27 protein-coding genes are annotated in these 25,782 nt (G+C 69.8%); 10 read left to right on the top strand and 17 right to left on the bottom strand.

Annotation, left to right across the window (positions count from 1 at the left end):
- Positions 1-63 precede the first annotated feature (63 nt).
- The 3 genes from ACLQ7T_RS11170 to ACLQ7T_RS11160 are packed head-to-tail and all read left to right on the top strand — an operon-like array spanning position 64 to position 1,564.
- On the top strand, positions 64-627 hold the full coding sequence (locus ACLQ7T_RS11170; protein ID WP_420471827.1) for an RNA polymerase sigma factor: 564 nt from the start codon (positions 64-66) through the stop codon (positions 625-627).
- A gap of 5 nt (positions 628-632) precedes the next feature.
- Positions 633-1,061 carry a hypothetical protein gene (locus ACLQ7T_RS11165; protein WP_420479501.1) on the top strand — a complete coding sequence of 143 codons (429 nt, stop codon included), beginning with the start codon at positions 633-635 and terminating at the stop codon, positions 1,059-1,061.
- Entirely contained in the window at positions 1,058-1,564 is a 507-nt protein-coding gene (locus ACLQ7T_RS11160) for a periplasmic heavy metal sensor (RefSeq protein WP_420479500.1), read from the top strand. The genes ACLQ7T_RS11165 and ACLQ7T_RS11160 overlap by 4 nt, the downstream gene beginning before the upstream one ends.
- Positions 1,565-1,574: 10 nt before the next feature.
- Here the strand turns inward: ACLQ7T_RS11160 and ACLQ7T_RS11155 are convergent, their stop codons facing one another.
- The 3 genes from ACLQ7T_RS11155 to ACLQ7T_RS11145 form a co-directional block, all read right to left on the bottom strand.
- Entirely contained in the window at positions 1,575-3,431 is a 1,857-nt protein-coding gene (locus ACLQ7T_RS11155) for a PAS domain-containing sensor histidine kinase (RefSeq protein ID WP_420479499.1), read from the bottom strand.
- A gap of 137 nt (positions 3,432-3,568) precedes the next feature.
- Positions 3,569-4,141: a hypothetical protein gene (locus ACLQ7T_RS11150; protein ID WP_420479498.1), complete on the bottom strand. Its 573-nt coding sequence runs from the start codon at positions 4,139-4,141 to the stop codon at positions 3,569-3,571.
- A 97-nt stretch (positions 4,142-4,238) separates the two neighbouring features.
- Positions 4,239-4,649, bottom strand: coding sequence for a CBS domain-containing protein (locus ACLQ7T_RS11145; RefSeq protein ID WP_420479497.1), 411 nt, complete (start codon positions 4,647-4,649; stop codon positions 4,239-4,241).
- Positions 4,650-4,761: 112 nt separating this feature from the next.
- Here ACLQ7T_RS11145 and amaB point away from each other — a divergent pair, with 112 nt between their 5' ends.
- On the top strand, positions 4,762-6,255 hold the full coding sequence (gene amaB / locus ACLQ7T_RS11140) for an L-piperidine-6-carboxylate dehydrogenase (protein WP_420479496.1): 1,494 nt from the start codon (positions 4,762-4,764) through the stop codon (positions 6,253-6,255).
- Positions 6,256-6,331: 76 nt separating this feature from the next.
- On the opposite strand, the gene ACLQ7T_RS11135 is transcribed toward amaB, so the two are convergent.
- Genes ACLQ7T_RS11135 through ACLQ7T_RS11120 form a run of 4 tightly spaced genes read right to left on the bottom strand, consistent with a single transcriptional unit; the run spans position 6,332 to position 10,984 of the window.
- The gene (locus ACLQ7T_RS11135) at positions 6,332-7,456 is read right to left on the bottom strand and encodes an HlyD family secretion protein (RefSeq protein WP_420479495.1); all 1,125 of its coding nucleotides are present in this window, start codon (positions 7,454-7,456) and stop codon (positions 6,332-6,334) included.
- 27 nt (positions 7,457-7,483) lie between these two features.
- A complete protein-coding gene (locus ACLQ7T_RS11130; RefSeq protein ID WP_420479494.1) occupies positions 7,484-9,178 on the bottom strand; it encodes an MFS transporter in 1,695 nt (564 codons plus the stop codon).
- On the bottom strand, positions 9,175-9,738 hold the full coding sequence (locus tag ACLQ7T_RS11125; RefSeq protein WP_420479493.1) for a TetR/AcrR family transcriptional regulator: 564 nt from the start codon (positions 9,736-9,738) through the stop codon (positions 9,175-9,177). Before ACLQ7T_RS11125 ends, ACLQ7T_RS11130 begins: the two co-directional genes overlap by 4 nt.
- Before the next feature lie 55 nt (positions 9,739-9,793).
- Positions 9,794-10,984, bottom strand: coding sequence for a winged helix-turn-helix domain-containing protein (locus ACLQ7T_RS11120; protein WP_420479492.1), 1,191 nt, complete (start codon positions 10,982-10,984; stop codon positions 9,794-9,796).
- A 155-nt stretch (positions 10,985-11,139) separates the two neighbouring features.
- Between ACLQ7T_RS11120 and ACLQ7T_RS11115 the strand changes: the two genes are divergently transcribed.
- Positions 11,140-11,460 (top strand): helix-turn-helix domain-containing protein, encoded by a 321-nt coding sequence (locus ACLQ7T_RS11115; protein ID WP_420479491.1) that lies wholly within the window; start codon positions 11,140-11,142, stop codon positions 11,458-11,460.
- Positions 11,461-11,524: 64 nt separating this feature from the next.
- Here ACLQ7T_RS11115 and ACLQ7T_RS11110 read toward each other — a convergent pair whose 3' ends face one another.
- On the bottom strand, positions 11,525-13,432 hold the full coding sequence (locus ACLQ7T_RS11110) for a vWA domain-containing protein (protein WP_420479490.1): 1,908 nt from the start codon (positions 13,430-13,432) through the stop codon (positions 11,525-11,527).
- Between the two features lie 148 nt (positions 13,433-13,580).
- Here ACLQ7T_RS11110 and ACLQ7T_RS11105 point away from each other — a divergent pair, with 148 nt between their 5' ends.
- The 4 genes from ACLQ7T_RS11105 to ACLQ7T_RS11090 all read left to right on the top strand — a co-directional run bounded on the left by ACLQ7T_RS11105 (position 13,581) and on the right by ACLQ7T_RS11090 (position 19,963).
- On the top strand, positions 13,581-15,443 hold the full coding sequence (locus tag ACLQ7T_RS11105; RefSeq protein WP_420479489.1) for a monovalent cation:proton antiporter-2 (CPA2) family protein: 1,863 nt from the start codon (positions 13,581-13,583) through the stop codon (positions 15,441-15,443).
- A gap of 94 nt (positions 15,444-15,537) precedes the next feature.
- Entirely contained in the window at positions 15,538-18,372 is a 2,835-nt protein-coding gene (locus ACLQ7T_RS11100; RefSeq protein ID WP_420479488.1) for a M16 family metallopeptidase, read from the top strand.
- 142 nt (positions 18,373-18,514) lie between these two features.
- Positions 18,515-19,540, top strand: a complete 1,026-nt coding sequence (gene dusA, locus ACLQ7T_RS11095; RefSeq protein WP_420479487.1) for a tRNA dihydrouridine(20/20a) synthase DusA — start codon at positions 18,515-18,517, stop codon at positions 19,538-19,540.
- 108 nt (positions 19,541-19,648) lie between these two features.
- Complete coding sequence (locus tag ACLQ7T_RS11090; protein ID WP_420479486.1) at positions 19,649-19,963, top strand: hypothetical protein; 315 nt, start codon at positions 19,649-19,651, stop codon at positions 19,961-19,963.
- Positions 19,964-19,969: 6 nt separating this feature from the next.
- On the opposite strand, the gene ACLQ7T_RS11085 is transcribed toward ACLQ7T_RS11090, so the two are convergent.
- From ACLQ7T_RS11085 to ACLQ7T_RS11060, 6 genes are all read right to left on the bottom strand, one after another.
- Complete coding sequence (locus ACLQ7T_RS11085) at positions 19,970-20,479, bottom strand: hypothetical protein (RefSeq protein ID WP_420479485.1); 510 nt, start codon at positions 20,477-20,479, stop codon at positions 19,970-19,972.
- Positions 20,480-20,537: 58 nt separating this feature from the next.
- Positions 20,538-20,825, bottom strand: a complete 288-nt coding sequence (locus tag ACLQ7T_RS11080; RefSeq protein ID WP_420479484.1) for a GNAT family N-acetyltransferase — start codon at positions 20,823-20,825, stop codon at positions 20,538-20,540.
- Between the two features lie 55 nt (positions 20,826-20,880).
- Entirely contained in the window at positions 20,881-21,555 is a 675-nt protein-coding gene (locus ACLQ7T_RS11075; protein WP_420479483.1) for a hypothetical protein, read from the bottom strand.
- 71 nt (positions 21,556-21,626) lie between these two features.
- On the bottom strand, positions 21,627-22,013 hold the full coding sequence (gene folB, locus ACLQ7T_RS11070) for a dihydroneopterin aldolase (protein ID WP_420479509.1): 387 nt from the start codon (positions 22,011-22,013) through the stop codon (positions 21,627-21,629).
- Positions 22,014-22,025: 12 nt separating this feature from the next.
- Positions 22,026-22,784, bottom strand: coding sequence for an SDR family oxidoreductase (locus ACLQ7T_RS11065; RefSeq protein ID WP_420479482.1), 759 nt, complete (start codon positions 22,782-22,784; stop codon positions 22,026-22,028).
- Positions 22,777-22,908, bottom strand: a complete 132-nt coding sequence (locus ACLQ7T_RS11060; RefSeq protein WP_420479481.1) for a hypothetical protein — start codon at positions 22,906-22,908, stop codon at positions 22,777-22,779. The genes ACLQ7T_RS11065 and ACLQ7T_RS11060 overlap by 8 nt, the downstream gene beginning before the upstream one ends.
- Before the next feature lie 27 nt (positions 22,909-22,935).
- Between ACLQ7T_RS11060 and ACLQ7T_RS11055 the strand changes: the two genes are divergently transcribed.
- Complete coding sequence (locus ACLQ7T_RS11055; protein WP_420479480.1) at positions 22,936-23,409, top strand: NUDIX domain-containing protein; 474 nt, start codon at positions 22,936-22,938, stop codon at positions 23,407-23,409.
- Here the strand turns inward: ACLQ7T_RS11055 and ACLQ7T_RS11050 are convergent.
- From ACLQ7T_RS11050 to ACLQ7T_RS11040, 3 genes are read right to left on the bottom strand one after another with little or no spacing between them, the layout of a single operon-like run.
- A complete protein-coding gene (locus tag ACLQ7T_RS11050) occupies positions 23,393-23,650 on the bottom strand; it encodes a hypothetical protein (protein WP_420479479.1) in 258 nt (85 codons plus the stop codon). The genes ACLQ7T_RS11055 and ACLQ7T_RS11050 overlap by 17 nt on opposite strands.
- Complete coding sequence (locus ACLQ7T_RS11045; RefSeq protein ID WP_420479478.1) at positions 23,647-25,080, bottom strand: radical SAM protein; 1,434 nt, start codon at positions 25,078-25,080, stop codon at positions 23,647-23,649. Before ACLQ7T_RS11045 ends, ACLQ7T_RS11050 begins: the two co-directional genes overlap by 4 nt.
- On the bottom strand, positions 24,995-25,780 hold the full coding sequence (locus tag ACLQ7T_RS11040; RefSeq protein ID WP_420479477.1) for a prolipoprotein diacylglyceryl transferase: 786 nt from the start codon (positions 25,778-25,780) through the stop codon (positions 24,995-24,997). Before ACLQ7T_RS11040 ends, ACLQ7T_RS11045 begins: the two co-directional genes overlap by 86 nt.
- Positions 25,781-25,782 lie beyond the last annotated feature (2 nt).

Here is a 25,782-nt window from a genome sequence, read left to right as displayed (position 1 = left end):
AGATGTCGGGGACGACGGTTCTGCGCCGAACGACCCAGTCGATGACGTTCGAACGAGGGCCGATTGGCGCTGATCGCCGACCCCGACGAGGATCTGGTGCGCCGCGTGGGTCAGGGCGACCCTGCGGCCATTCAGGCCATGGTGGCGCGCAAGCTGCCCCGCATGCTGGCGCTGGCGCGTCGCATGCTGGGCGACGCCGTGGAGGCCGAGGACGTGGCGCAGGAGGCTCTGCTGCGGGCCTGGCGGCAGGCGCCGAGATGGACGCCGGGCAAGGCGCGGTTCGACACCTGGCTGCACCGGGTGGCGCTGAACCTCTGCTACGACCGGCTGCGGCGCAGGCGCGAGATCGCTACGGATTCCCCGCCCGACCGGCCCGACGAGGGCGCTGCGCCGGACCGGGGGTTGCTGGCGGCCGACGTGGGGGTTCGGGTCGAGGCGGCCTTGGCCCGTTTGCCGGACCGCCAGAGAGAGGCCATCGTCCTGTGTCACTATCAGGAGTTGACCAACATCGAGGCTGCGGCCCTGATGGAGGTCAGCGTCGAGGCGTTGGAAAGCCTGCTGTCTCGTGGACGGCGGGCGTTGAGACTGGCTCTGGCCGACATGCGGCCGGGCGCTGAAGGAGCGTGAGTGAGATGACGGCGGAACGGTTCATCGCCCTGGTCGCGGCCTATGGCGCCGACGAACGGCGCTGGCCTGAAAGCGAGCGGGCGGCGGCGCGGGCCTTCAAGGCGGCGCAGCCCGGGGCGGCGCGCGCCGCCTTGCTGGAGGCTGACGCCCTGGACGCCCTGCTGCACGCCGCGCCGACGCCGCAGGTGTCCGCGGCCCTGCGGGACCGCGTCATCGCCTCGGCCGCGACGGCCGGGCTGAAGGCGGGTCGGAGGGAGCGTCACTGGCTGGACCGGCTGACCCTGATCTTCGGCGCCGGCTGGGCGGCGGCGGCCTGCGCCGGCGTCGCCGCCGGCGTCATCATGACGTCCCACCTGACCGCCGACGCCCAGGCGGACGCGGTGCTGTACCAGTCGACCCTTGTGGGCGTGGATGACGCGGAGGTTCTCGGTTGAGCCCGAAGACGCTGAAGATCGTGCTGGCGGCCTCCGTCGCGCTGAACCTGTTCGGCGTCGCGGCGGGCGCGACCCTGTGGGTGGCGCATGAGCGGGCCGAGGCGCGGATCGAGGCGCAGCAACGGCCGGCCCGTCAGAGCTCGACCCTGACCCTGATCGAGCGGCTCAGCCCGGAGGAGCGCACGCGCGTGCGGCGGACGCTGAAGGCCTCGGCCCTCGCCGCCAAGCCCGACTTCGAGGAAGCCCGGGCCAAACGGCGCGAGGCGATCGCCCTGTCGGCCTCGGACCAATTTGATCCCGAAAGGGTTCGCGGGTTGCTGGCGGAATCGCGGGCGGCGGAGCTTCGGGGACGGGCGCGGCTCGAGGCCGAGGCGGTGCGCCTGTTCGGCACCCTGACGCCGGAAGACCGGGCGATCCTCTCGGAAATCCTGAGCCGGAAGGGCCGGACCACGCCCCGCGACCGGAACCGCGAGGCGCCCGCGCCCGACGCGCCGGCCCGCTGAGGTCGCGATCTCAGGCCGCCCGGGCCTGGGTCTGCGGCTGCTGCGTCTGCGCCGGGCGGACGATGGGGAGGTCGAAGCTGACGGTCGTGCCCTGACCCGGCTCGCTCTCCATGACCAGCTCGCCGCCGTGAAGTTCGATCAGGGACTTGGTCAGGGCCAGGCCCAGGCCGGTGCCCTGGGTGGTCTTGGAATGCTGTCCCTCGACCTGCTCGAACGGTCGGGCGAGACGGGCCAGATCCTCCGGAGCGATGCCGATGCCGGTGTCGGTCACCGCGACGCGGATACGGTCCGCGTCGAGCCGCGACAGCGCCACCCGCACCTCGCCGCCCTCCGGCGTGAACTTCACGGCGTTCGAGATCAGGTTGAGAATGACCTGCTTCAGGCCGCGGTGGTCCGCCTCGATCTCGGGAAGCTCCGGCGCCTCGACCACCAGCTTCAGACCGGCTTCCTCGATCTTGCCGCGCATCAGCCGGGTGGCGTCCTCGATCAGTTCGCGCAGGGACACCTGCTCGTAGTGGAGCGTCAGCTTGCCGGCCTCGATCTTGGCCATGTCGAGGATGTCGTTGATCAGGCTGAGCAGGTGCTGGCCGGACTTCAGGATGTCGGCGGCATAGCCCTTGTACTTGTCATGTCCGAGTGGGCCGAACAGCTCGCCGGCCATGATTTCGGAGAAGCCGTTGATCGCGTTCAGCGGGGTGCGCAGTTCGTGGCTCATATTGGCCAGGAACTCGGACTTGGCCTGGTTGGCGGCCTCGGCCCGGGTCATGGCGACCTCGTATTTGCGGGCCAGAAGCGACAGCTTCTCCTCGCGATCCTCCAGTTCCGTGATCGTGGCGTGCAGGCGCTCCACCGCGCGCTGGCGCTCGGTTTCCTTCTGCTTGATCGCGGTGATGTCGGCGGCGGTGACCACCGAGCCGCCGTCGGAGGTGAAGCGCTCGACCAGTTGCAGCCACCGTCCGTCCACCAGTTCGACCTCGCGGGCGCCGGCCCGTCCGCCCGCGGCCGGCTGCTCGGACTTGATGGCCAGTCCGGCGATGCGGTTGAGGTCCTGCTTGTAGGCGCCCCGACGCACGACCCCGTCCTCGAAGGCGAAGGCGTCCTGGAAGGCCTGGTTGGACAGGATCAGCCGGCCGTTGCGGTCGAACAGGACAAAGGCGTCGGACACGCTCTCGATGCCGTCGCGGAGACGTCCCTCGGCCGACTGGGCCTGGGCCTTGGCGCGACGGGCCTCGGTGGTGTCCAGCGCCACGCCGAGAACCGAGGTGAACCCGTCCTGTCCGCGCTCGCCGCGGGCCTGACCCCGGGCGTCGATCCAGCGCGCGCGCCCCTGTTCGTCCGGCACCGGGAAGCTGACCTCGAAGGCGCCGTAGGCCTGGGCCTGTCTCAGGGCGTGCTGCACGGCCTCGCGGTAGTGCGGGTGAATGCGCGCCATGACGGACTCTTCCGGCAGGGAGCCGCTGCGATCCAGCCCCATGAGGCTGGCCATGTAGTCGGACACCGTCACCTGGCCGGCTTCGAGGTCCCATTCCCAGACGCCGCAATGCGCCGCCTCGACAGCGCCGCGGAAACGCCGTTCGGAGGCGGCCCAGGCCTGGCTGATGCCCATCTGCCGACGTTGCATGATCACGACCAGCACCAGGGTGAACAGGCCGATGCCGATCGGCGGGCCCAGCACCCAGAGGTCGGACAGGGAGAAACCGCTCGAAATCTCATGCGGCGCGGCGACGTCCCGCGCCACCAGGAGCACATGGGCGGTGATCGCCAGCGCGAGGGTCAGGATCGAGATGCGCAGCCACGCAGGGGCGCCGCGCTCGCGGTCGGAAGCGCGCCGTCCCTGTGGTGATATGCGGCGTTCCTCACCCCGCAAGGCGCTCTCCCGGACGATTCGACAACGAGCCGCGAATCTAGGCTGCGTCGCGGATTCGTGTCGAGCAGGGTTAACCCTGAATCAACGTTCTCGACCGGGGGTGAGTCACCAGAGTCGCACTCGGTGATTCCCCACGGTCAGGCCGCCTCGCCGGGCGCCATGGCCTGGGGGTCGACGATGGGGGCGGCCAGAATATCCGTGACGCTTTTCAGAATGCCGCGCGCATCCCGCGCCAGGGCGCGCATCTCGGGCGGCGCATCGTCGGGGGCCTCATCCACCGAGGCCAGCAGCTGGGTGGCCAGGGCCATCAGCCGCGGCGCGGCGGCGATGAGCCGGGCCTGGAATTCGATCTGGTCCGGGTCGCGGTCGTATTCGGCGCCCGGCACGCGCCAGCCGCCCCAGTCCGCCTTGTCGGTGACCACGACGGGATAGGTGCCCGGGAAGGGATGGTGGGGGCAGTCCTCTGCGTTCTGCCACTTGTTCCGTGCGCGCATCAGGCGCCAGTTCTGGCCCAGATCGGCGGCGGGATCCTCGGTCGGGAGCAGCAGTTCATGGCCCAGGAATTCGCGTCCGAGACCGACGTCGTAGGTGACGCGCACGGGCTCTTCGAAACCCTTGGCCCAGACAGGTTGAACCTTCTCGATCTGGGCCCAGGCGCCGACGCACTCGACCCAGACCTTCTGGCCCTTCTGGAATTGCGCGCGCGCCATTGATCGCTCCCGTTTTGCGAGCGGCGATCATGGCGCGCGGCCTATGAACAGGCGGTTTGGCGAAAGGGTGAAACAGACCTTAACGCGCCGCCGCGCGTCAGCTACGGGAAATGTCTTCCAGCGCCTCGCCGGCGTATTTCTCCTTCACCCGCGTCGACAGGTCGCCGAGCGAGACGACGCCGACCAGACGGTCGTGCTTGTCGAGCACCGGCAGGCGGCGGATCTGGCGTCCGCTCATGGTCTCGAGCACGGTCCTGAGGTCATCGTCATCGCGGGCCGTCTGCGGATCACGGGTGATGAACTCCACCACAGGGGACGTCACCGGGGCGCCGCCCGCGATGGCGCGCACAATGATGTCGCGGTCGGTGATTGTGCCGATCAGGCTGTCGCCGTCCGCCACCGGCATGAAGCCGAAGTCGCCGTCGTGCATGCGGCGGGAAACGTCCTGCAGGGTGTCGCCGGGGCGGGCCACCTGCACGTCCTTGCTCATCAGGTCACGTACCTTCATCGGGTCTCTCCTTGGCTGGGATGCCCCACAGAACCCGCGCCCGGCGAGCCGGTTCCGCTTCCGCCGGACGCAGGGTCGGGCTACAGCCCGCGGCGGATCACGGAGAGCGAAGATGACGGCGGCGAATGAGGCGAAGGCCATTCTTGAGCGACTGGGCGTGGACGCCGGGATCTGGAACGGCCACCTGCCGACCCGGTCGCCGATCGACGGCTCCACCGCCGGCGCGGTGGTCGAGACGCCGGATCTGGACGGCGTGGTCGCCCGCTCGGTTGAGGCCTTCCACGCCTGGAAGCGCATCCCGGCGCCGCGGCGCGGCGAGCTGGTCCGCCTGTTCGGCGAGGAGCTGCGCGCGTCGAAGGACGACCTCGCCCGGCTGGTCACCCTGGAGGCCGGCAAGATCGTCTCGGAGGGCCTCGGCGAGGTGCAGGAGATGATCGACATCTGCGACTTCGCCGTAGGCCTGTCGCGCCAGCTGTACGGCCTGACTCTCGCCAGCGAACGGCCCGGCCACCACATGCGCGAGACATATCAGCCGCTGGGGCCGGTGCTGGTGATCTCGGCCTTCAACTTCCCGGTGGCGGTCTGGGCGTGGAACGCCTGCCTGGCGCTGGTGTGCGGCGATCCGGTGATCTGGAAGCCGTCGGAGAAGACGCCGCTGACGGCCTTGGCCACGCAGGCCGTGTTCGAGCGGGCCCTGGCCCGGTTCGGGGATGCGCCCGAGGGGCTGTCGCAGCTGGTCATCGGCGGACGGGAAGCCGGTGAGGCGCTGGCCGCCGACGCGCGCATCCCGCTGGTCTCGGCCACCGGCTCGACCCGGATGGGCAGGGCCGTGGCGCAGACCGTCGCGGCGCGGCTGGGTCGGTCGCTGCTGGAACTGGGCGGCAACAACGCCATGATCGTGACGCCCAGCGCCGACCTCGACATGGCCGTGCGCGCGGTCGCCTTCTCGGCGGTCGGCACGGCGGGCCAGCGCTGCACCACCCTGCGTCGCCTGCTGGTGCATGAGAGCGTGGCGGACGCCTTGATCGCCCGACTGAAAGCCGCCTACGAGACCCTGCCCATCGGCGACCCGCGGGAGGCCGGGACCCTGGTCGGGCCGCTGATCGATGTGCCGGCCGTCGAGGCCTTCGAGGCGGCGCTGAGGCAGGCCGTCCAGCAGGGCGGCGAGATCGTCACCGGCGGTGGCCGGGTCGAGGCCGAAGGCGCCTATGTCAAACCCGCCATCGTCCGCATGCCCGCCCAGACGGCGGTGGTCCAGCACGAGACCTTCGCCCCGATCCTGTATGTGCTGACGTGGTCGGACTTTGATCAGGCGGTCGAGCTTCAGAACGCCGTGCCCCAGGGGCTGTCGTCCTGCGTCTTCACCGACAGCGTGCGCGAGGCCGAGCAGTTCCTGTCGGCCTGGGGCTCGGACTGCGGCATCGCCAACGTCAACATCGGCCCGTCGGGCGCCGAGATCGGCGGCGCCTTCGGCGGCGAGAAGGACACCGGCGGCGGTCGGGAGTCCGGCTCGGACGCGTGGAAGGCCTATATGCGACGGCAGACGCAGACGGTGAATTTCAGCACCGCACTGCCGCTGGCGCAGGGCGTGAAGTTCGACGTCTAGGGAGTAGGAATTAGGGCTTGGGAGTTAGGGCGTGGTCGCCCGGCGCATGCCTCCACCAACTCCTAATTCCCAAGCCCTAGTTCCTCCCCCGCGTATCCACCCGCGCCACAACCGACAGGCCGGGGCGCAGGCGGTCCAGGCCGTCCTGTCCCGGGTCCAGCGCGATGCGGACCGGCACCCGCTGGGCGACCTTGGTGAAGTTGCCGGTGGCGTTGTCCGGGCGGATGACGCTGAACTCCGAGCCGGTCGCCGGAGCGATCTGTTCGACCCGACCGGTCAAGGTCCGGCCGCCGAGGGCGTCGACCGACAGTTCGACCGGCTGGCCGACGCGGATGTCGCGCAGCTGGTTCTCCTTATAGTTCGCCGTCACCCAGATGCGGTCCGGAACCAGCGCCATCAGCTGGGTGCCGACGGCCACCTGCTGCCCCTGCCGCACTGAAATCTCGCCCAGGCGTCCGTCGCGCGGGGCGACGATGCGGGTATTCGACAGGTCGATCTCGGCCAGATGCACGGCGGCGCGGGCGTTCTCGACGGCGGCTTCCAGCGAGCCCCTGCTGACGATGGCCGAGGTGACGCCGGTTTCGGCGATGCCGGTGGCGGCCTGCGCCGCGGCCAGCTGGGCCTGGGCGGCCTGCAGGGCGGTGCGGGTCACGTCCACCTGCGCCTGCGCCACCCAGCCGCCCTCGAACAGGGTTCGGGCGCGGTTGTGGTCGGCCTGGGCCTTCGCGACACTGGCGCGGGCGGCGGCGATCGAGGCGTTGCTTTGGGCCACCGAGCCCCGGGCCGAGGTCTGGGTCTGGGCCGAGTTGGCCAGGGCGGCCTCGGCGGCGTGCAGCTGGGCCTGGGCCTGCTCCAGCCGCTGGCGGTAGATGCGGTCGTCGACCGTGGCCAGCAACTGGCCCTGTCTCACGGTCTGGAAGTCCTGGACCTCCACCGCGGTCACATAGCCGGTGACCTGCGGCGCGATCACCGTCACCTGTCCACGCACATAGGCGTTGTCCGTGTGCTGGACGCCGGAGGTGAAGGGCGGCAGCCGCCACGCCCAGAGCACCAGCAGCACGCCGACGACGGCGACGGCGACCAGCAGGACGCTGATCAGCACCCGCTTCCGCGGCGGCTCCGACGGAGCGGCGGAAGGGGGCGGCGCGGGCTGGGGCGCCGGTTGGGGAGGGGCGGAGGCGGGGGCGGCGGTGTCGGTCATGGCGTGTCGGTCGGATCGTAAGGGGGGTCAGTCGATGGCGGCGGCCGCGGCGGCGGTCGCCTCGGCGTTGGCGGCCTGTCGCGCCGCGCGGCGGGCGGCGATGCGGGGCCTGAAATGGTGGAAGGTCACCCACAGACAGCCGAGCGCGGCGAAGGCGGCGATCAGCAGGAAGACGTCGTTGTAGGCCAGCACATGGGCTTGCTGGCTGATCTGCTGCTGCAGCAGAACCTGGCCCTCGGCGGTGCGCAGGGCGGGGTCGCCGATGACGCGGGCGTAGGCGCCGGACAGCTGCTGCAGGCGTTGCACGACGTCGGGATCGCCGAGGCTGATCTGCTCGGACAACTGGTTGGAGTGGAATTTCTCACGCACCGTCTGCACCGTGCCGACCACGGCCGAGCCGAGCAGGCCGCCGACGTTCTGGCCGATGCCGAAGACCACAATGAAGCTGACGAAATTCTGGGCGCCCTTCTGCAGGACCTCGCCCACGCCGGTGATCATGGCGGGGCCGATGAAGAAGGCGGCCGCGAAGGCGAGCAGGGCCTGGCTGAGATACAGCTGGCCCGGACGGGTCAGGACCGTAGCGTGGGAGTCCAGCCAGGCGCCGACGGCGATCAGGGCCAGGGCTATGGCGATCGGCTTGTAGAGCTTGGCCGGATTCATGGTCAGGGCGCTGACGACGGAGCCTGCGGCAGTGGCGATCAGGATCAGCCAGAACAGGCCGTGAAGCTGGTCCGGGCCCAGCCCCATCTGGGTCATCAGGCCGACGGCGCCGTAGGTCTGTTCGGACAGGACGACCCGCACGCCGACGATGATCAGGGCCAGCCGGATGATGGCGGGCCCCGCCATCCACTTCAGGCTGATCAGCGGGGTTTCGCGATTGTACTCGATCACCAGGGCGGCGGTGAGCAGGGCGATGGAGCCGATCAGGGCCCAGCCGACCCAGGCGGCTTCGGTCCACCAGACGATCCGGCCCAGGCCGAGCACCGCGCACAGCAGGGCCATGCCGGGGGCGAACAGGGCGAAGGTCACGAAGTCCATCGGACTGAAGGCCCGGAACCGTTCCGACGGCGGCGTCCTGAGCGCGAAGACCGCCGCGAGGGCGAGCAGGGAAAGGCCCAGTTCGAACACATGGAAGCCCCGCCATTCGGACAGGTCGACCAGATGGTTGGAGAAGATGCGCACCGCCGGCAGGGCGAGGGTCGAGGCTCCGATGCCCAGCACGAGACCCTTCAGCCGGTGCGCCGCGGGGAAGGCCTGGATGGTGTAGAGGATGCCCAGCGTCGACATCGCCGCGGACGCCATGCCGGCGAAGGCCCGGACGATCAGGGTCGACTGGTAGTCCTCGAAAAACAGGCCGCCGATGCTGATCAGGGCATAGGCGCTGATGAAGATCTGGGCGAACAGACGCAGGCCGTACTGCATGCGGAACTTGACCAGCAGCAGGTTCATGCAGGCGTTGGTCATGACGAAGACGACCGGCAGCCAGGCCGCTTCGGTCAGGGAGACGCCCAGGGCGCCGGCCAGTTGCGGCGTGTTGGCCGTGACCATGGCCGCGCCGACACTGCCGGTGGCGGTGACCAGCATGCCGACGGCCAGATAGGCCAGCCGATAGGGCAGGGTGTGGTCCGGCGTGGCGGGCGAGCCGGGGAACATCGGCCGCTCGTGCGGCTTCAGCGTCTGGACGTACTCCGCCCAGGGCAGGTTGAAGTTCCGACGGCTCATGCCCCGTCTCCGGCGCGCGCCCTCACGGCGTCCAGCACAAGCTCCAGCGTGCGACGGGCGATCGCGTTCCGCTCGGCGGGTCTGGCGTTGTGAATGCCGCCGCCCAGCATGGCCGACAGGACCCGGACATCCGAGCCCTTCAGGTCCGGGCGCACCACGCCCGCCGCCTGCGAGACCCTGAGCGACGGCAGGGCCGCCTTGACCATGGCCTGGCGCAGGGGCGTCAGGATGTCCGGCGAGGGCGAGGCGCGAACCACCCCGCCCAGGGCCGTGTTACGCACGAGCCGCGCGGACAGATCGACCAGGAAGTCGAGGAAGGCGTCAGGCGCGGTCGGTGAGGCGAAGGTCTCGCCCAGCTCGGCCACGTCATCCAGCAGCACCGCCAGCGCGATCTCGGTCCGGCCGGGAAAGTTCCGGTACAGGGTCGCCCGCCCCACGCCCGCCCGCTCGGCGATCCGGTCCAGCGGGGCGTCGATGCCTTCCTCGGCGAAGACCACCCGGGCGGCGTCCAGCAGGGCGGCGCGTCGGTCGGCGGCGTCTTTTCGGAGGGGGCGAACCATGATCGCGGCTAAGTGGACACGCGTGTCCACTTATTCAAGAGCCGCGCTGAAACTTTCAGAGCGCGGACTCCAGCGCCTCCGCCAGATCGCCCTTGCCGACAACCTTCACCCGGTCCAGCCCCAGCCACCGGGCCATGAGCCCCAGCTCGGCCGCCAGTCGCGCGGGGGTGTCCGGCGTGGCGTCCGGCTCGCGCCAGGCGGCCTGCACCAGCAGCACCCCGGCCTTGCGATCGGCCTTCAGATCGACCCGCGCGGTGATCGCCTCATCCTCAAGGAAGGGCAGGACGTAGTAGCCGTGCTCGCGCTTGTGGGCGGGGGTGTAGATCTCCAGCCGCACCCGCACGCCGAACAGCCGTTCGGTGCGGTCGCGCGCCCAGATCAGATTGTCGAAGGGCGACAGCAGGGCCTGACCGGCCACCTTGCGCGGCGTCCGCGCGCCCGGCGTCAGGTACGCCGCCTGCCGCCAGCCCGTCACCTTCACCGGCGTCAGCTCGCCCGCCTCGACCAGGTCGGCGATCCGCGCCTTCGTCCCGGCCATGGGCATGCGGAACCAGTCGCGCAGGTCAGCCTCGGTCGCGACGCCGAGCGCCCGGGCGGCGATGCGGATCAGCTCGCGCTGGGCGTCCGCCTCGTCCGGCGTCGGCAGGTCGACGATGCGGGCAGGCAGGGCGCGCTCGGTCAGGTCATAGACGCGCTCGAAGCCGTTGCGGGTCTTCGTCGTGATCATCCCGGCCCAGAACAGCCACTCCAAAGCGCGTTTGCCGTCGGACCATTCCCACCAGCCGGGCTGGCCGCGCGGCCCGCTGGCGAAGTCGCCGCCGGTCACGGGGCCGCGCCGTTCGATCTCGGCCAGCACCCCGTCGATATAATCGCGCCGCTCGCGCCCGAAGCGGGCGATGCCGGTCCACATGGCCCCTTCCTGTGCGCGCTGCATGCGCCAGCGGAACAGGGGCTGAAGCTCCATCGGCATCAATGAGGCCTCGTGGCCCCAGTATTCGAACAGGCTGCGCCGTGGCCCCCAGGCCTCGGCCTCCAGCGCCTCACGCGGATAGTGGCCGAGGCGGGAGAAGGCGGGCAGGTAGTGGGTGCGCGCCACCACGTTGACGCTGTCGATCTGCACCACGCCCAGTTTGCGGACGAGGTCGCGGACATGGCTCCGCCCCGGCGAGGCGGGGCGGGTCCGTCCGAAGCCCTGCGCGGCCAGGGCGATGCGGCGGGCGGTCCTGAGGCTGATCGTTTCGGTCACGCGATCAGCCTAGACCAACTCTCCCGCCACGCCATGTCAGCGGTGGCGGAAAGCGGCTGGTCAGTCGGAAGTGTCAGAATGCGACATCACTTTTAAATTGACAAAGTGATACACGGTCAATAAGTTTATCCTCATTGATCGCTTGGAGATTTTCTATGTCTATTCACAAACGTATTCGCGACGCACGGCTGGCGAAGGATATGAGCGTCAACGCTCTTGCCTTGGCCTTGGGGGTGAGTTCGACGGCGGCATGGAACTGGGACCATGCCAACACCACGCCCAGGCCGGAAATGTTAGAGAAAATTGCCAAGGTGTTGGACGTTGATCTGCTCTATCTGTCGAGCGGGATCATGTCGAAGACCTCCTCTGCACCGACCTCGACCACTCAGGTTCTGGAAGATGCCAAGGCGGCGCTTTCGAAACTTCACGGTGTTCCGGCCAGCAAGATCCGGCTGGAATTCAGTGTTGTTGCATGAGTTAGTACGCGTGCAAGGAAGCGCCGCCCGATAGGGCGGCGTTTCTGCGTTCTGGGGTTTAGTTTTACGGCGTGGCCTGGTCTCGGACCGCAGCCGCCGCCCGGACCAGCTGCACGAACGCCGCGCGGTCGCCGTAGGGATCGTCGCCGCGCGCGCCCTGGGCCTGTTCGACGATCTGGTCCCAGCCGTAGTCGGCGGGCATCCACGGATCACCGCGCAGACGCTGTCCGAAGGCGGCGACCGCGAGGGCCCAGCGGGTGCTTTCCGGCGGCTGGGCCGAGGCGCCCGACGGGCCGCGGTTCGAGACCACCTGCTGGATCAGGCGCGAGCGGTCCTGGCCGGGAAGCTTGTAGCGGACCTGGACGAAGCCGATTTCGCCCGCCGGATCGCCGCCCCCCACCTCGACGCGGTTGCGGTCATAGCGGCGCTCGGGGATCTGGCTGGGGCCGCCGACCGGGGTGATCTCGTACAGGGCCGTCACCGAGGCGCCCGAGCCGACCTCGCCCGCATCGACGCGGTCGTTGTTGAAGTCGGCCTCGCTCAGCAGGCGGGTCTCGTAGCCGATCAGCCGATATTCGGCGACGCGGGCCGGATTGAACTCGACCTGGATCTTTACATCGTCGGCGATCGGGAAGGCGCCGCGATCGAACATCGGACCGAACAGGCGACGGGCCTCGTTCAGGTCGTCGACATAGGCTGCTGTCCCGTTTCCGGCCTGGGCGATCGTCTGCATCCGCTCGTCCTGGTAATTGCCCCGGCCGAAGCCGTAGACGGACAGGTAGATGCCGGTCTCGCGCTTGGCGGCGATATAGTCCTCCAGCCGTTGGTTCTCGGTGACGCCGACGTTGAAGTCGCCGTCGGTGAACATCAGGATGCGGTTGACCTTGTCGCGACCGAAGGCGGCTTCGGCCTGCTGGTAGGCGTTGACCATGCCCTGCGCCCCGGCGGTCGACCCGCCGGCGTTGAGGGCGGCGACCGCGCAACGCAGCTTCAGCTTCTGGTCGCCCGGGGTCGGGCCGACGGCGGTGCCGACATCCGAGGCGTAATAGGTGACGGCGACCCGGTCCTGCGGCCGCAGGCGGTCGATGATCAGGTTCATGGTCTGCTGGGCCAGGGCCAGCTTGTCGGGCGAGTGCATGGAGCCGGACACGTCGACCATGAAGGTCAGGTTCAGCGGCCGGCGCTCGCCTTGCGGAAGCTCATAGCCCTGCAGGCCGACATGCACGATCTGACGGCCCGGCGACCAGGGCGAGGCGGCGACCACGGTGGTCACCGCAAACGGCTCGCGTGAGGACCGGGGGCGCGCGTAGCCGTAGTCGAAATAGTTGACCAGCTCCTCGACCCGGACGGCGTCGGCGGGCGGAGTGCGGCCGTCGTTGATGAACCGCCGCACGTTTGAATAGCTGGCCGTGTCCACGTCGATCGAGAAGGTCGAGACGGGCTCGTCGGCGACCCGGCGAACCGGATTGGGCGCGGCGTCCGGATAGCGCTCCGTGTCGGGGCTGGGCGGCTGGCCGGGGACCGTCGCGAGATTGTCCACGACAGTGGACTGGCCGGTGGTCAGCAACCGTTCGCGATCGACACTGACCCGAGGGGTGGGCGAGTTCGCCGGATCGCGTTGAAGACGGCTGCCGGTGACGACGACGTCCTCAACACCGGTCGGCCGCGCCGTTGGTGGAGGCGGCGGCGGCGGCGGCGGAGGCGGAGGCGGGGGCGGGGGTGGTGGGAACGGAGGCGGCAGCGAAGCTTCAATGGGGGCTCCGGACGACCGGGGCATGCCGGGGCGCGACGGCATCACGGGCGGGGTCGGGCGGGTCAACTCGATCCCGACCTCCCGGCAGGCGGCGGCCGAGACCTCGCCGTCCCGCGCGAGGCTGCGCTGCGGCGCGGTGATCGGTGCGGGCGCGGCGCCGATCGTCATGACGGCGCTCAGGGTTACGGCGGCGGCGGACTTCAACGGGTGGGCGGGCATGGCGTCTCTCCCCTGTGTGACGGCGGCATCTGGCCGGTCAGCATCAGGCCAAACTGTGGCGGCCGACCCTGACGAACCCTGACAGGACGGGCTGGCGCGCGGGCCCTGCGCACCCCACTATGGAAGCTTCGCGCACAGGGGGATGGCGATGGCGGAAGCGGCTGGCGGACTTGAGCTGGGGCATGTTGCCGCCCTGCTGGCGGCGGGCGTCGTGGCCGTGCCCCTGTTCCGGCGGCTGCAACTGGGCTCGGTGCTCGGCTATCTGGCGGCCGGTCTGGCCATCGGCCCGTTCGGCGTCGGCCTGTTCAGGGAGCCGGAGACCATCCTGCACGTCGCCGAGTTCGGCGTGGTCATCTTCCTGTTCATCATCGGGCTTGAGATGCGGCCCAGCCGCTTGTGGAGTCTTCGCAAGGACATCTTCGGCCTGGGCGTGGCGCAGGTGCTGGGCTGCGGCCTGCTGCTGACCTTCACCGGCATGGCGGCCGGGCTGGCGGCGCCGGTCGCCTTCATCGCCGCCATGGGGTTTGTGCTCAGCTCCACCGCCGTGATCATGCAGATGCTGGACGAGCGGGGGCAGATGGGGTCCCCGCAGGGCAGCCGCGCCATCTCCATCCTGCTGCTGGAAGACCTGGCCATCGTGCCGCTGCTGGCGGTGGTGGCGATCATGGCCTCGGTGATGGGACTGGCGGGCGAGGGCGGGCCGCCGCTGTGGCGCACCCTGCTTCTGGCCGTCGGCGCCATCGCCGTCGTCCTGTTCGCCGGCAAATTCCTGATGAACCCGGTCTTCCGCATCCTCGCCCGCTACGGCGGTCGGGAGGTGATGACGGCGGCGGCCCTGCTGGTGGTGGTCGGGGCGGCCTGGCTGATGGACCTCGGCGGCCTGTCGATGGCCATGGGCGCCTTCCTGGCCGGGGTCCTGCTGTCGGAATCGACCTTCCGGCACCAGCTGGAGGCGGACGTCGAGCCCTTCCGCGCCATCCTTCTGGGCCTGTTCTTCCTCAGCGTCGGCATGTCGCTCGACCTGTCGGTGGTTCTTGCCGAATGGCAGGTGGTTCTGGGCGGGGTGATCGCCTTCATGGCGGTGAAGGCCGTGGCCATCTACGGCGTCGCCCGCATCTTCAGGGCCAGTGAGCGGGAGGCGGTCGAGCGGGCCGTCCTGTTCGCCCAGGGGGGCGAGTTCGCCTTTGTTCTCTACAGCGCCGCCCTCGCCAGCGGGGTCTTCGACGCCCGGATCGCGGCCATTGCGAGCGCCGTGGTCATCCTGTCGATGATGCTGACGCCGGTGACGACCATTCTGGTCAGCCGTCTGATGCCCGCCGAAACCCTGAACCCGGAAGAGGCCGACGGCGTCGACAAGGCGAAGAACCTGCGCGAGCGGGTGCTGATCATCGGCTTCGGCCGCTTCGCCCAGGTCGTGTCCCAGCCCCTGCTGGCCCGGGACGTGGACGTCTCCATCATCGACATGGACGTGGAGATGATCCAGGCGGCCGGGAATTTCGGCTTCAAGGTCTATTACGGCGACGGAACCCGGCTGGACGTGCTGCGCGCCTCGGGCGTGGACAAGGCCGAGACGGTGCTGGTCTGCGTCGACAAGCCCGAGGTGGCCGACCGGATCGTCGAGCTGGTCAAGGCCGAGTTCCCGCTGACCAAGCTGTTCGTCCGCGCCTACGATCGCGGCCACGCCATCCGTCTGGTGCAGGCGGGGGTCGAATACCAGCTGCGCGAGACCTTCGAGAGCGCCCTGGTGTTCGGCTACCAGGTGCTGATCGATCTGGGCTTCACCCACGAACAGGCCGAGGAGACCCTGGAGGACGTCCGGCGGCGGGACGAGGAACGGCTGTCGATCCAGATGGTCGAGGGCATCACCGGCGGGCGATCCCTGATGCGCGGCAACATCCGCACCACCCGACCCGAGCCCTACATCAAGCCGCGTCGCGAAGGTCAGGCGCTCAACGACGAAGCCGCCGAGGCGCTGGAAGACGAGGACGAGCGCGAACGATCCGGCGTCTGACGGGACCGTTCGACGCATTCGCAAGGTGTCAGGATTGTGTCTGGGGAGGTTGTCGCTAAGGTCCGGCAGCTCTTGTTTCCCAAGGACCCAGTCAATGAAGCTTCGCGCCGTATCGCTCGCCGCCCTGATCGCCGTCACCTCGCCGGCCATCGCCTTCGCACAGCATGCCGGTCACGCCGCGCACGCTCCGGCCGCGCAGGCGGCGGACCTGCGGGCCGCGCCGGTGTCGGAGCTGGTGTCCGAGGTCAATATCCCGTGGAGCCGCTTCCAGCTGGACAACGGCCTGACGGTGATCGTCCACGAGGACCGCAAGGCTCCGGTGGTCGCGGTGTCGGTCTGGTACAACGTCGGCTCCAAGGACGAGCCCGCCGGTTCGACCGGCTTCGCCCACCTGTTCGAGCACCTGATGTTCGGCGGCTCGGAAAATGCGCCGGGCAGCTACCTCGGCCGCATGCGCAATCTCGGACCGTCGAACCTGAACGGCACGACCTGGTTCGACCGCACCAACTATTTCGAGACGGTTCCGACCCCGGCGCTGGAACAGGCCCTGTTCCTTGAGAGCGACCGCATGGGCTACCTGCTCGGCGAGGTGGGGCAGGAGGTGCTCGATCTGCAGCGCGGCGTCGTCCAGAACGAGAAGCGCCAGGGCGATAACCAGCCCTACGGCCTGTTCGAGTACGCCCAGCTGGAGGCCCTCTTCCCGGAAGGCCACCCCTACCGTCACTCCACCATCGGCTCGATGGCCGACCTGGACGCCGCCAGCCTGGAGACCGTCCGCAACTGGTTCCGCGAGAACTACGGCCCGAACAACGCCATCGTGGTGCTGTCGGGCGACATCGACGCCGCGACGGCCCGTCCGCTGATGGAGCGCTATTTCGGCGCCATCCCGCGCGGCCCGGTCAATGTGCCGGCGGAAGCCGATGTGCCGACGCTCGCCGCCCCGATCGTGGCCACCATGCATGACCGGGTGGCCAACACCCGCCTGATCCGCAGCTGGGCCGTGCCCGGTCTGCTGAGCGACGACGCCGTGCCGCTCTCGGTCGCCGCCTCGGTGCTGGGCGGCCTCGCCTCCTCGCGCCTCGACAACACCCTGGTGCGTGACGAGCAGAGCGCGGTCTCGGTCTCGGCCGGCCTGCAGGACTTCCACCGCGTCGGCATCTTCGAGGTGTCGGTCGATGTGAAGCCGGGGCAGGACGCCGCCGAGGTCGGCCGTCGCCTTGACGCCATCATGGCCGACTTCATCGCCAACGGTCCGACCGAGGAAGAAGTCTCGCGCGTCGCGACCCAGTACGTCTCGCGCCGCATCCAGAGCCTGGAACAGGTCAACGGCAAGGCCAACGTCCTGGCCGAAGGCCAGCTCTATGCGGGCGATCCTGACCACTACAAGCACGAGCTGGCCCAGTACGCCTCGGTCACCCCGGCCGAGGTCACCGCCGCCATGCGGCGCTGGCTGACCCGCCCGGTCTACGACATGACCATCGCCCCCGGCGAGCGCGAGGCCTATGAGGAGGCTGCGGCGGCTCCGTCCGGCGCGACCCCGGTTCCCGCCGCGGAAATCCAGCGCGTGGCCCGCGATCCGATGCCGACCATCGGCCAGGTGCCGGACCTGCAATTCCCCGCGGTCGAACGCGCCACCCTGTCGAACGGCGTCCGGGTCGTCTACGCGCACGTCGACACCGTGCCGGTGACCCGCGTCGCCGTCGAGTTCGACGCCGGCTTCGCCTCCGACCGCGCGGACCAGCTCGGCGCCCAGGCGATGATGATCGACCTGCTGGACGAGGGCACCACCAGCCGCAACGCCAACCAGCTGGCCGAGGAAGAAGAACGCCTCGGCGCCTCGGTCAACGTCGGCGCCTCGATGGACCGCACCTCGGCGGATCTCTCGACGGTGACCGCCAACCTGACGCCCGGCCTGACCCTGCTGGCCGACGTCATCCGCAACCCGGCCTTCGCTCCGTCCGAGATCGAACGCATCCGCGCCTCGCGTCTTTCGGGCCTGGCCAGTGAACGCACCAACCCGGGCGCCATCGCCGCCCGCGCCCTGCCGCCGCTGATCTACGGCGAGGGCAGCCCCTATGGTCGCTCCTTCACGGGCACCGGCGACGCGGCGACCATCACCGCCCTGACCCGCGCCGACCTGGTCGCCACCCATGACGCCTGGATCCGCCCGGACAACGCCACCATCTTCGTGGTGTCGGACCTGCCGCTGGCGGAAGTGACCCCGCAGCTGGAAGCCGCCTTCGGCGACTGGCGCGCGCCGGCGACGCCGAAGGGGACCAAGGACTTCTCGGCGCCCATCCCGGCCACCACCAGCCGGATCGTCCTGATCGACCGTCCGCAGTCGCCGCAGTCCCTGATCTACGGCGGCGCCGTGCTGCCGGTCTCGGGCACCGACGACCTGCTGGCGCTGAACGCCGCCAACGTCACCCTGGGCTCGGACTTCCTGTCGCGGATCAACTCGGACCTGCGCGAGACCAAGGGCTGGTCCTATGGTGTCCGCGGCAGCGTGAACAGCCTGCAGCACCGCGTGCCCTACATCGTCAACGCGCCGGTGCAGGCCAACCGGACCGGCGAGTCGATCGCGGCCCTGATCGCCCAGTACGACCGCTTCCTCGAGACCGACGGCGTTTCGCCGACGGAGCTGGAGCGGACGATCAACGGCAACACCCGTTCGCTGGCGGGCGGCTTCGAAACGTCGGGCCAGATCCTCGGCGCCCTGCGCTCGAACGCCCTGTACGGCCGTCCGGACGACTATCAGACCACCCTGGCCAGCCGCACCCGCGCCCTGACCGCCGCCCAGATGGACGCCGCGGCCCGTCGCGACATCCACCCGGACCAGTTCGTCTGGGTTGTGGTGGGCGACGCGTCGGTGGTCCGTCCGCAGCTGGAAGCCCTGGGTCTGCCGATCGAGGAACGGCCGATCCGCTGATCCCCGCAAAAGGCCGGCCGGGCGTTCCGTCCGGCCGGTTCATCGCTTTTCGAGGGCCCTTCGGGGCCCTCTTCGCGTTCGGGGGCCGTCTCGCCTATATAGCGCCCTCCTGACCTCCCGTTCCGGCCGACCGTCCCCCGCCATGTCCAAGCCCCTCGACCGCAGGCTGTCCGTCGCTCCGATGATGGACTGGACCGACCGGCACTGCCGGGCGTTCCACCGCGCCCTGTCCGCGCGCGCCCTGCTCTATACCGAGATGGTCACGGCGCCGGCGGTGCTGCACGGGGACCGGAACAAGCTTCTGGGCTTCGACCCGGTCGAGCATCCGGTGGCGCTGCAGCTGGGGGGCTCGGATCCGGTGCAACTGGCCGAGGCCGCCCGCATCGGCGAACAGTACGGCTATGACGAGATCAATCTGAACGTCGGCTGCCCGTCAGACCGGGTCCAGTCCGGCAAGTTCGGCGCCTGCCTGATGCGCGAGCCCGAACTGGTCGCCGACTGCATGGCCGCCATCAAGGGAGCGGTCTCCGTTCCCGCCACCGTCAAATGCCGCATCGGCGTGGACGACCAGGACCCTGAGGTCAGCCTGTTCGCCACCGTCGACGCCAGCGCCGCCGTCGGCATCGACACCTTCATCGTCCACGCCCGCAAGGCCTGGCTGAAGGGGCTGTCGCCGAAGGAGAACCGCGACGTGCCGCCGCTGGACTACGCGCTGGTGCGTCGGCTGAAGCGCGAGCGGCCGCATCTGTCGATCAGCATCAACGGCGGCATCCCCGACCTCGATCAGGCCGAGGCGCATATGGCCGACGCTGACGGCGTGCAGCTGGACGGCGTGATGCTGGGCCGCGCCGCCTATCACGAGCCCGCCCTGCTGGGGCAGGCCGACCGGCGGATGTTCGGGGCGGCCACGGCGGACGTGGACGCCTACGAGGCGCTGGCCCGCTACCGGCCCTATCTGGTCGCGCGGCTGGAAGAGGGGGTGCATCTGGCGCACATGACCCGGCACCTGCTGGGCGTGATGCACGGCCGCGCCGGCGCCCGGGCCTTCCGCCGTATCCTGACCGTCGAAAGCGTGAAGCCGGGCGCGGGGATCGATGTGGTGGATCGCGCAGTCGAGGCGGTGCGCGAGGCCGAGGCCCGGATGGCGGACCGCGAGGATGCGGCCTGACTGCCGCCCTGCGGCGGGAATGTCACAGCGTGGCCTTTGTCGAACGGCGTCCGGCCGGAGGGGGAACCGCGGAGTCCCGGCCGGCATTGGCTTGGCAGGAGAACTGTCATGCCCAAGCGCACGCCGCCCGCCCGGTCCAGTCTGCGTCTCGTTCAGGCCGAGGCTGAAATCTACGATCTGATGCGTCAGCCCGAGACGACGGCCGACCGCGTCAAACGCCTGCAGCTTGAGGCGCGGGCGCTGGCGGTGGAGCAGGTCGAGGCGCTTGAGGCGGCCCTGATGCAGGCCGCGGCCCTGGCGCGGGAGATTTCCGAAGGCGGCGACGCCTACCCGGTCGGCGCGCGCGAGATCGCCGGGCGCCTGGCGTCGGACCTGCCGTCGAAGTCCGAAACCCTGAAGGCGATCGTCGGCCGATCGCTCTGACGGGGCTCAGCGGGTCTTGGCCGGCGCGCCGCCCTTGGCGGGCCAGGCCGCGTCGGCGACCAGCTCCCCGGCCCCGATGAACCGGTCGAGCTGGGCCCGGATGTTGGTCAGATTGACCCCGCCGGTCAGCACCACCGACCGCTCGATGACGTAGTCGTCGCCATCGGCCATGTCGGCGACGAAATTGTTGATCAACTCGGCGTCCAGTTGACGGGCGCGGGCGACGTCATCGATCTCGAACAGGGCGTTGAAGGCCATCTTCTTGCAGCGCATGGACGCGCCGCGTCCGCTGCACTCGTCGCCCTTGATCAGAACCTTCAGCCAGTCGTCGAAGGTGGCGTAGATTTCCAGTGTTCCGTCGTCCGGGCGGAGAACCTCATCGACCACGCCGTTTTCGGCGGTGACCAGACTCCGGCCATCGGCTTCGCTCCAGTCACTCCACACCTGGGCCATGGCGGCGCCGGGCGCGGCGAGAACGACCATGGCCGCCAGCGCGGCCAGACGACGACTGAACATGCAGAATCCCCCTGTCCGATGCAGTCCAGCACACCCCGCGTCGCGGGAACAGACCGGATCAGGCGAGAAGATCGTCGTATTCGGGATGCCGGCGATGCCACAGGACCGCATAGCTGCACCGCGGTCGCAGCCGGAGACCCTCGGTGCGGGCGTGGGCGGCGAGGGACTGCATGAAACGCCCGGCCGCACCGCCGCCCCGCAGGGCGGGGTCGGCCTCGACGTGGAGGATCACCCGAACGTCGTCATGGACGGCATAGTCGGCGAACACCGTGCGGGTCTGGCCCGAGGCGTCGGTGAAGTCCTGCTCGAAGCGGTGCGCGTCGGGAAGGTCTCGAAGGGCGGTCATGCGGCGCTCCTGGTCGTCGGGGGTTCAATCCCCGGCGGGCCGCGGCGTTCCCGGGTCAGACCCACCAGCCGCGCGGGCGGGCGATGGGCTTGCCGGACTTCAGCATCCAGACGCCGGTCGCCCCGCGCAGCACCACCCAGAGGGCGGCCAGGAAGAGCAGGGGCACGCCCAGGCCGAACGGCGCGGCCAGCAGGATCACGCCGGCCAGCACCGCGACGGCGGCGGCCCACAGGGTGCGCTGCTGGAAGATGAAGTGTGACCGGGTCAGGTCGTCCTCGGGCGCCGGACGGCCGGTGACCGCCAGCAGGGCGATGACGGCCGACACGCCCACGGTCGGCACAGCCAGCAGGATCAGGGCGTAGACGGCGTAGACGCCGGTCCCGCCGCCGGGCGGGTCCTGCACCGTCTCGCGCACCCGCGAGCGGCCGGTGAAGCCCGGGGTCGGCTGGAAGATCGACTCGGCGGACGCAGGCGCGGCCTTCGCCGGGGGCGGGATCACCGGCTCCGGCGTCTCGATCACCGGCGGGGGATCGAACAGGTCGGGCTCGGCTTCGGACGATGCGGGTTCGCTCGCGGGCTGGGGGGGCGCGTCGGGTTCGACCTCAGCCCCAGTCTCGGGGGTCGGTTCGGGCGGGACCTCGCGCGCACGTCCCTGCAGCGACGCCGCCGAGGAGAAGCCGACATGATCATCATGATCATCAGGGTGTTGCGGATCGCCGGGTTCGGCCATCGGAGGTCCTTCAAGTCCGTCGTCAGGTATGACGGCCTCGCTCGCGCCGCGCAACCTGTCGCGTCCGGCGGTCAGCGCGCCAGCACCAGTTCACAGCCCGGCACCGTGTCGCCGCCGAGAGCGCCCGGCTTGTCGATGCGCACGGTGCAGCGCCGCACGCGCAGGTCTTCCAGCAGGGCCAGGGCCAGCCGCTCGGCGAAGGTCTCGACCAGGCCGATGTGGCCCTCGGCCACGATGGCGCGGGCCGCCTCGGCCACCGCCTCATAGTTGATGGTGTCGGCCAGCCGCTCGATCGGCGCCGGGGTCAGCTCCAGCGTCACATCGATGACCAGCCGCTGCAGCCGGCCGTGTTCGTGGTCATAGACGCCGATGCCGGCCTCGACCGCCAGCCCGCGCACGAAGACGGTCAGGGCCTCCCGGACGGGCGCGCCGGAGGCGGGGAAGGGAAGGGGGGACAGGGGCGCCACGGCCTACTCCACGATGTCCGGGGTCTGCCAGGCCAGGTGCTGGCCCCCGTCGACGGCGATCATCTGGCCCGTCACCAGGTCGGCTTCAACCAGCCAGCGCACGGCGGCGGCCACGGCTTCGGGACTGCCGGCCTTCCGCAGGGGCACGGCGGCGGCTTCGGCGGCGAAGTCGGCCGCGCTCTGGTGGATGGACGGGAGGGTCGGCCCCGGCCCGACGCCGTTGACGCGGATGCGCGGCGCCAGGGCCTGCGCCATGGTCCGCGTCGCCCACCACAGGCCGTTGCGCGACAGGGCGTAGGAGAAGAAGCGAGGATCGGGCTTCAGCACCCGCTGGTCCAGCAGATTGACGACGCAGCCGCCGTCCGGCGCCTGGGCCGCGAAGGCCTCGGCCAGCACGATGGGGGCCCGCAGATTGGTCTCGATATGGGCGTCCCAGCTGTCGCGACCCAGACCGCCGACCCGGTCGTCCTCGAAGACCGAGGCGTTGTTGACCAGCACGGTCAGCGGGCCGAGGGCCTCGACGGCGGCGGGAACGACGCCGCGCACTTCGGCCTCGACGGACAGGTCGCCCTGAACGGTCGCGGCGCGGCGGCCCAGGGCGCGCACGTCTTCGGCCACGGCCCCGGCCGCGTCCCCCGATCCGCGATAGTGGATCACAAGGTCGAAGCCGGCGCGCGCCAGCTCCAGACAGATCGCCTTGCCGATCCGCTTGCCGCCGCCGGTGACCAGCGCGACGCCGCGATCGGCGTCGGGCTTAGTCAACCCGGCCGAACTCGATGAAGTTGATGACGCCGATGACGGCGACGAAACCGAGGATGATGTAGAGGGCCAGCATGGAAAGCTCCTTGATGCGACCGGCAATAAAGCGCCCGGCTCCGCTGTTCAAGAACGCATCAGGGCCTATCGTCGCCGCATGACCACCTGGCGCGCGCGCATCGAACCCTTCACCCGGCCCCTGTTCTTCGCCTTCTCCCGTGCGACGCGGGGGATGACCCTGGGCGTGCGCGGGGTGGCCGTGGACGGCGAGGGGCGGGTGCTGCTGGTCAAGCACACCTATGTCCACGGCTGGTGGCTCCCCGGCGGCGGGGTCGAGCGGGGGCAGACGGCCGGGGACGCGCTGATCCGGGAAATGCGCGAGGAGGCCGGACTGATCGTCGAGGAGCGCCCGACGCTGGTCAGCGTCCACTCGAACGAGCGGTATTTCCGGGGCGACCACGTGCTGGTCTACCGGATCGACCGGTTCACGCTGACCGACCGGTCGAGTCATGGCGAGATCGCGGAGATCGGCTGGTTCGATCCGGCGGACCTGCCTGCGGACACCCATCGCGCCACCCGCGCCCGTCTGGCCGAGGTGTTCGGGGGGGCGCCGGTCAGTCCCGCCTGGTGATCTTCCGGCGCGCCAGCATCCGGCCGATGAAGATCAGACCGACCCCGAAGCCGACGGGGAGACCCCCGAAGAGGAAGATGAGGCCGAGCATGCTGAGCCAGGCCTCGGGGGCTCCGACTGAACTGAACAGGCTGACGATGAAGACCACTGAACAGGCGCCGGCCGTCAGGGCGATCAGGACGCCCGCCGCCATCAGCAGCCAGCCGAAGAAGGCGGCCACCGGATTGGGTTTGCCGGTCATCGGGACAGTCTCCCCTGCTCAAGGGCGTCGGCGCCGGGCGCGCCGGGCCGGTAGAAGGTGTTGAAGGTGTCGAACGGAATGATCCGGCCGTCGGGCTGGACGAAGTGAACGCAGGACCGTTTCACCGTACCAAGGTCGAAATTGAACCGGTCCAGGAACTGCGAGACCACCACCCGGAAGGTGTCGGCGTAGCCGACGGACTGCGGCGTCGCCGCCTCCGGCAGGCAGCAGAGCAGGGCGGACAGCTTGTCCGACGTGTCGGTCTGGGCGGTCGACAGCGACAGCAGGTCGAACACCCGGCGCTGAAGCTCCGGATAGGCCTCGAAGGTCACGGTGTTCGGCGCGGCGGCGACCAGCAGTTCGCGCGGGATCAGGCTGGTGACCGGCACGACCTGTTCGCCGTTGCGCAGGCCGTACCCGATGCAGATCTGATCCGGATTGCAGGGCAGGGGGATCAGATCCTCGAGCGCGAAGACGCCGGCCTCGGCGATGCGGCGCCGGACCTCGGTGAGGACGATGCGGTTGGCCTTGGGGTCAAAGCCGTCGTTGCGGCCCGCGTCCTGGATCGGCTGGAAGGTCACGCCGCGCACGCAACGCCACTCCAGGGCGAAGCGGACGATGTCGGCGATCTCATCGTCATTGACGCCCTTCTTCAGGGTGACCACCAGCGTTGTCGAAAGTCCGACCCGCTCCAGCGCCTCCAGCGCCTCCTGACGGATGCCGCGCAGGTCGGCGCCGCGCAGGTCCATCAGGGCGTCCCGCTTCAGGCTGTCGAACTGAAGATAGACCTCGAAGGCCGGGGCGTAGGTCGCCAGACGCTCGGCGAAACCGGGCTCCCGCGCGATCCGCAGGCCGTTGGTGTTGATCATCAGGTGCCGGATCGGCCGCCGGCGGGCCGCGTCCAGGATATCGAAGAACTGCGGGTGGATGGTCGGCTCGCCGCCGGACAGCTGGACCAGGTCCGGCTCGCCCTCCGACGCCACCAGGACGTCCAGCATGGCTTCGATCTCGTCCAGAGGCCGGTGCCCCTGCCGCTTCACCGAGGAGTCCGCGAAGCAGACGGGGCAGCTGAGATTGCACGCCTCATTGACCTCGATGATGGCCAGGCAGGAATGCTGCTCGTGATCCGCGCACAGGCCGCAGTCCCAGGGACAGCCGTGGTCGGTGCGCGTCTGCGGGGCCAGTGGACGGTCGCCCGGCTTCAGCCAGTCCTTCTGCGATTTGTAGTAGGCGACGTCGTCGGCGATCAGGGTCTTTTGCACCCCGTGCTCGCGACAGCGCTTCTGGTAGAAGACCCTGTCGTCCTCGATCAGGATCTTGGCGGGGACCAGCCGGTAGCAGGTTTCACACAGGCTCGTGGTCTGGCCGTGGAACAGATACGGGGCCGCCTTCCTGGAAGGGAGCGCCGCCGCGGCGCTCCTGCCTGACATCCCGTCCATACATCACCCCGCCGTAGACGATCAGCCCGAGGCAGATCAGGTGGAACAGATTGAACGGTCCCGCCACGGTTGGATAGGGCTTCAGGAACTCCCAGACGAAGCGCTGGGCGCCGTACCAGATGCACAGGACGTAGAAGCTGCGGCGCAGGGCCCAGGGCGCCCGGCGCGCGAGGGCGGCGACATAGACCGCCACGAAGGCCAGCATGGCGAGAGCCTCATAGACCTGTACCGGATGGCGGGCGATGTGGTCGCCCAGGTCGACGCCCCAGGGCAGCCGGGTCGGCGTACCGTAGGTCCGGTCCGACAAGCCCTGGAACAGGCAGCCCAGCCGGCCGACGGCGATGCCCAGGGCGAGCGAGCCGGTGAAGACCCCGCCGGTGGAGCCCCGGACCCCACGCGCCAGCTTGTACAGCTCGACCCCGATCACGGCGCCCGCCAGCGCGCCGAGGACGCTGTGGGACAGGGAAGGGCTGGTCGACAGAAGGGTGTTCAGCGAGCCGGACAGCCAGGCTCCGGCCACCGCGCCCGTCACGAGGGCCAGCACATATCCCGGCCCCACGGAGCGCGCGGTCCGCTCCACCAGAGGCCGCAGACGCCACCGGTACAGGGCGGCGCCCAGAGTCGCCCCCGCCAGCCAGCCCAGCAGGTCGAAGGCCAGATGGATGCCGGGCAGGGTGGGGACGACAGTCATAG

Origin of the sequence: Brevundimonas sediminis, from assembly GCF_048799765.1 — a bacterium.
Taxonomy (GTDB): Bacteria; Pseudomonadota; Alphaproteobacteria; order Caulobacterales; family Caulobacteraceae; genus Brevundimonas.
Note: the sequence above shows the minus strand (reverse complement) of the source record. Positions and strands in the feature narration are given on the sequence as shown.